The 5,089-nt window shown below is 63.0% G+C and carries 4 protein-coding genes; 2 read left to right on the top strand and 2 right to left on the bottom strand.

Translation table 11 applies throughout. From position 1 onward, the window contains the following. Nucleotides 1-810: 810 nt before the first annotated feature. Entirely contained in the window at nt 811-1,197 is a 387-nt protein-coding gene (locus DCI01S_RS15825) for a hypothetical protein (RefSeq protein ID WP_244881767.1), read from the bottom strand. Nucleotides 1,198-1,531: 334 nt separating this feature from the next. Between DCI01S_RS15825 and istA the strand changes: the two genes are divergently transcribed. Both istA and DCI01S_RS15835 read left to right on the top strand, forming a co-directional pair. Further along, nucleotides 1,532-3,034: an IS21 family transposase gene (gene istA, locus DCI01S_RS15830; protein ID WP_244881768.1), complete on the top strand. Its 1,503-nt coding sequence runs from the start codon at nt 1,532-1,534 to the stop codon at nt 3,032-3,034. Next, nucleotides 3,034-3,801: an ATP-binding protein gene (locus tag DCI01S_RS15835; protein ID WP_061230107.1), complete on the top strand. Its 768-nt coding sequence runs from the start codon at nt 3,034-3,036 to the stop codon at nt 3,799-3,801. The genes istA and DCI01S_RS15835 overlap by 1 nt, the downstream gene beginning before the upstream one ends. A 588-nt stretch (nt 3,802-4,389) precedes the next feature. Here DCI01S_RS15835 and DCI01S_RS17395 read toward each other — a convergent pair. Further along, nucleotides 4,390-4,683, bottom strand: a complete 294-nt coding sequence (locus tag DCI01S_RS17395) for a hypothetical protein (protein ID WP_156482645.1) — start codon at nt 4,681-4,683, stop codon at nt 4,390-4,392. Nucleotides 4,684-5,089: the final 406 nt, after the last annotated feature.

The following is a 5,089-nucleotide window of genomic DNA, read 5'->3' on the forward strand; positions in this document are numbered from 1 at the left end:
GCGGTCTTCAGGAAGGTGGAACCATCCAAGGATGCGTTGAGGCTCGCATTGCTTCATGGGTCATGAAGTTAGCGCCCGGACACACCGCAGGCGCCAGTTCGGGTGACCGTTCCTTGCCGGTCACGGATACGACACGCCTTCGGCGTCGAAGATCGTGTCGAGCACGTTTCGATCGGTTGCTTCGGTGATGCGCTGATCAAAGCCAGGGAAAGTGAGGTCGAGGGCGCGCAGAGAGTCGTCGCCCTTGGCGATCGCGAGGCAGCACAAAGTCTCTCTAGGCCGGTCGTGCTGCGCCCGTTGTCACTAGCTGTCAGGAGCTAGGATCCTGCCAACTTCGTGACAATCGGCGACTGACAAGTCGGTGACAACTACCTGATCGGCCAGGTTCAAAGTGACAGATCGGTTGGCAACCGACACGGTTCTCAAACAATCTGTCAGTTTCTCACTGGGGTGCCGATTGATTCGCGGGAATTTCTCAACAGGCTGGCTGCCTCGAATCCAGCTGACAGCTGCTCCGTTGCAGTTCGAGACACAAGGCGGGCCCTTCCACCGCGCGATGGAAGGGCCTGCCCGCTGCAACGCTCCACGCTGAGGGCTATGCGAACTGCGAGCCCTTTGCGATTTGGTCAACGAGCGTCATGGTCTCGACTATTGCTCGCGTAGCTTTCCCAACGAGGTCGACGATGTGGGTTGGGCTATTGTGTTCGTCGCACGAATCGTTGGGGTCATCCGTAATCCCCGAAGCGTCTCCCCGCCAGCGATGTCGGGACGATCCAGAACTCCCGCAATGGGTGAAAGCCGAACGTTCGCTTACACGTCGCGGCGGCGTTCTTCTTCTCCGAGTGGGCCATGGTGATCGTGGCGTTCAGATCGATGCACACAGTTCCTTGCCCAGGTCCGGGCCGGCTCCTGCCGCCCACGGCACCTGTTGTGCTGCGGCCCGGGCTGTACGCACGCGCGCAGATGCTCGGCGTCGACTCGGTCCAGCACCCGCCATGCGGTGGGCATCGAGGCCACCGGCCCGAACACGCCTTCACGGTCACCCAGGACCTGGATCCCGATGATCGGATCCGCGCCGTCGGCGACCGCCATGGCCAGATCGGTCAGCACCTGTCCCGACGAGTGGGCCCACGCACCGCTATAGGAGTCTTCCAGAGCATCATCGATCGCCTCGACCAGGCCGGTGTGCTCGGCCAACTCCCGCAGCATCGCCAACCCGACGTGCGAGACCACGCCACACTCATCAGCACTGACCGGCAACCGCCGGACCGACCCGTTCGACTTCACCTTGGAAGTGCTCTGGCAGATAGGGCCAGTGGGTACCGGTAGTCTGGCGATCCGGTACTTCGATTCTGGCGACTTGGTACTCCTCGTGGCGTGTGGGGTGGTCTGCTCGAGGTGAGGCGGCGCGACTGCGCCGTCTTTCCCTATTTGAGGAGGCTCACGTGGCCGACTACAAGGCCATCATGACTTTGGCGCTGGCCGGGCATAGCTATAGCGAGATCGTCGCCGCCGTCGGGTGTTCGCGGCGGTGAAGAAGACGATCACTGCGTACGGCATCACCGCCGGCCAGGCGTCGTCGATGAACCCGGCCGAGATCGCCGGGATGTTCCCCGATGGGCGCAAACGCGTCTCGGAGGACTACACCAAGCCGGACTTTGATCGGGTGCTGGCGTCGATGAAGTTCAACCGGCACTTCACCATCCAGCAAGCGTGGGGCAAGTACCTCGCCGACCCCGCCGGGGCGGGCAAGAAGTACGGGTACTCGCAGTACTGTGCCCTGTTTGCCGAGCACGCACGGGTCAAGGATGTCGTGGCGACGCTGCATCACGAACCCGGCAGAACGATGCTGGTCGACTGGGCCGGTGACACCCTTGAGGTCCTCGACGCGGTCACCGGGGAGGTCACCAAGCTGTACTTGTTCGTGGGGGTGCTGCCGTATTCCGGTGCGGTGTTCTGCCGCGGCTTCACGGATATGAAGTCGCCGTCCTGGATCGACGCGCACGTCGCGGCGTTCGACTTCTTTGGCGGAGCGCCGCAGATGGTGGTGCCCGACAATCCGACCACCGCCACCCATCGGCAGGCCAAGGGTGAGGCGGCCAGGGCGGTCAACGTCCGCTATCAGCAGTTGGCCGACCATTACGGCACGGCGATCGTGCCGGCGCGGGTCCGGAAACCCCGCGACAAGGCGGCCGTGGAATCGGCCGTGGACGTGGTCAACAAGCGCGTCATCGGTTATCTCGCCGAGGAGGTGTGGACCACCGTCGAGGCTCTGAACTCGGCGATCGACGAACGGGTCGCGGAGATCAATACCGCCATCCGTCGGGCTGACGGTACGACCCGGTGGGAGCGGTTCGAATCCGACGAAGCGCCGCTGCTGGCGGCGCTGCCTGACGACGGGTTCGCCACGGTGGAGTGGAAGCAGCTCAAGGTCGGGCGGAACTATCACGTGTCCTGCGATTCGCAGTACTACTCGGTGCCGTACACCTTCGCCGGTCAGCTGCTGCGCGTTCGGCTGACCGCGCAGTCGGTGACGATCTTCGACGGCGATCAGGTCGTCTGCGAGCACCTACGCCGCTACGGCCGCAAAGGCCAGTACTCCACCGTGCTCGCCCACGCCCCGAAGCAGCATCAGGGCATCGACGGGCTCTGGTCGCGTCAGTGGTTCACCGACCGTGCCCGCGGGTTCGGCCCCGCCACCGAGCAGGTGATCGCCCAGATCCTGGATCGTCACGTGATCGAGGCGCAGGGCTATCTGGACTGCCAGAACATCCTCGAAACTCTGGGCAAGCGGAGTCGCCAGCGGCTCGAGGCGGCCTGCCAAGTGCTGCTCAACCAGAACGGTGCCGGCAGTTACAGCGTGCTCAAACGCGTGATGGCCACGATCGACTCCGATGGCAAGGCGCCCCGGCCCGTGGTGCCGGCGGCGGCCACTCGAAAGCCCCCGCCACCGGCCGGGGCCCGAGACGACGGTGCGATCCAAGTCCGGTCGGCCGATCACTATGCGCGCGGCCGCAGCGGGGAGGGCGTGTGATGTTCACCGAGATCGATCATCAGAAGTTCCGCAGCCTGCGCATCACGCACGTGGCGACCCGGTTCGAGGAGCTGATCAGCGATGAGGCCAATGACGAGCTCACCCCGGAGCAGATCTTCCTCACCGCCGTCGACGACGCTCTGGATCAGCGCCAGGCCCACCGGATCGACAAGCTGATCCGCGCCGCGAAGTTCCCGATCCCGCAGGCCTCGATCGCCGAGATCAACTACCAGGAAGGACGCGGGATCACCCCGGTGCGGATGAAACGCTACGCCGGGCACCACTGGCGACAAGACCCCACCAACCTGCTGGTCCTCTCACCGACCGGCGGCGGGAAAACCTACCTGGCCTGCGCGATCGGGATCGCGGCCTGCCAGAACGGGCACACCGTCACCTACGCCCGGATGGACGAGCTCGCCCGGCGGCTGGTCATCGCCCGCGGTGACGGTATCCGGCACCAGAAGATGCTCAATGACCTCTCGGACGTGGAGTTGCTGATCATCGACGACTTCCTCACCGTGGGCATCGATCCTGAAGCCGCCAACGACTTGTTCGCCGTGCTGGCCAACCGGGAGCACCGGCTGCCGACGATGATCGCTTCCCAATCTCGGCCGGCGTACTGGCTCGAGGCGCTGCCTGATCGGGTTGCTGCGGACTCCATCGTCAACCGGCTGGCCAACAATGCCCGCGAGATCAACCTCGGCGAGGTCGACATGCGCCGACAGCGCGACGACCAAGCCCGGGCGACCACCGGCTACTGGGAATAGGCCCCGACGGTGCCGGCCCGCCTCGCGCACGGGCCGGTTCCGGGTCGCCGGAACAGCGGTACCAACTCGCCGGACCTGCGGTACCGACAAGCCCTATCTGCCAGTGCTCCTCGAACTGTGATGACGCTGACCCTGGACAAGTCGCTTCATCCCAGTTCGGGAGCACTTCTCATCTCACCACCCCGGCCGCGCCACTAACTCCGCGTGAAACGCCGAGGCTAGGGAGGCCCAACGCAGGTCTGACACGGGTGAGCTCTCGAAGATCGATCACTGGCTACGTAGCAATCACGCTAAAGGCGACTGACAAAGAGATAGTTGAGAACGTAAGAAGGCCGGCCGTTCTCAAGAGTATCTTTTTGTCTGCGAGATTCCATTCATTGACGTGAGCCGTGAGCGCCACGCAGGACAATGAGAGGAACAGCCCAAGGCCTATCGATAGCGATATGACTCCATTGGAGCTATCGATACTTGTGTACCACAACACAGCGAACAGGACTAGCAGCATTGTGGATGAGATAAAAACAGCCATTGGACGAATGCTTCCCAAATTTTGCATCCCCGCTCCTATCTGTAGGTCTCACTTACCCTTTAGCAGTAGCGGCCAGCAACGCCGATGATTCCACTGGTGACCACCCCGGCACCACCGGCCACGAGTCCACCACCCACTGTAACCGCCGTCGCTCCCGCCGCGACCCAGAGGATTCCGTTCGCAATAGAGACAGCATTGAGCAGGTCAGAGCAGGCCTTACCAGCTGCAGGCTGAATCCCCGTAACCGCCTCGGTCACATTGGAAGGTGGGTTCTCCGAGGCGCTGAGAATGCGCCCGAAGTAGCGCATCTCGAACTCTCGGCGCAGCTGACCGATCGATTCGTTACGAACCATCCTGCCGTCCACGAAAGACTGCACCTGGCCCGTCGCCACATTCCAGTTAGCCGTCAGCCGCTACCCGTGAGCATTACGGGCCTCTTGGATGAGGACCTGCCCATTTGCCGAGCCTGTCATCAGGTCTTCAATGGACGAGAATTGCGGCAGTGCAGGCAGCTGCGCGTTTGCGTGCGGCAAAGCCAGAAGGCTTGACGCGACCAACATGGATACCGTGGCACCGACAATTTTCTTCAAAGCGAAGCTTCTTTCAACTCGCCGAATGTTACCGCGTGAAACTCTACAGGCACTTCCGGATCTGATGTCCCGTGTCCCCCAGTGACTTCGGCGGCGGCGTCAATGGAAGGGCTGCGGTGATCGCCACATGATCAAAAGTGCGTGGACGCCCAGAGCGCTTCTCGTCGAC

The organism is Dietzia cinnamea NBRC 102147 (assembly GCF_001571065.1).
GTDB classification, from domain to species: Bacteria; Actinomycetota; Actinomycetes; order Mycobacteriales; family Mycobacteriaceae; genus Dietzia; species Dietzia cinnamea.

Excerpts from the sequence above, each read along its gene's own strand:
- DCI01S_RS15835 (WP_061230107.1), top strand. The coding sequence starts at position 3,034 with ATGTTCACCGAGATCGATCATCAGAAGTTCCGCAGCCTGCGCATCACG.
- DCI01S_RS17395 (WP_156482645.1), bottom strand. The coding sequence starts at position 4,683 with ATGGTTCGTAACGAATCGATCGGTCAGCTGCGCCGAGAGTTCGAGATG.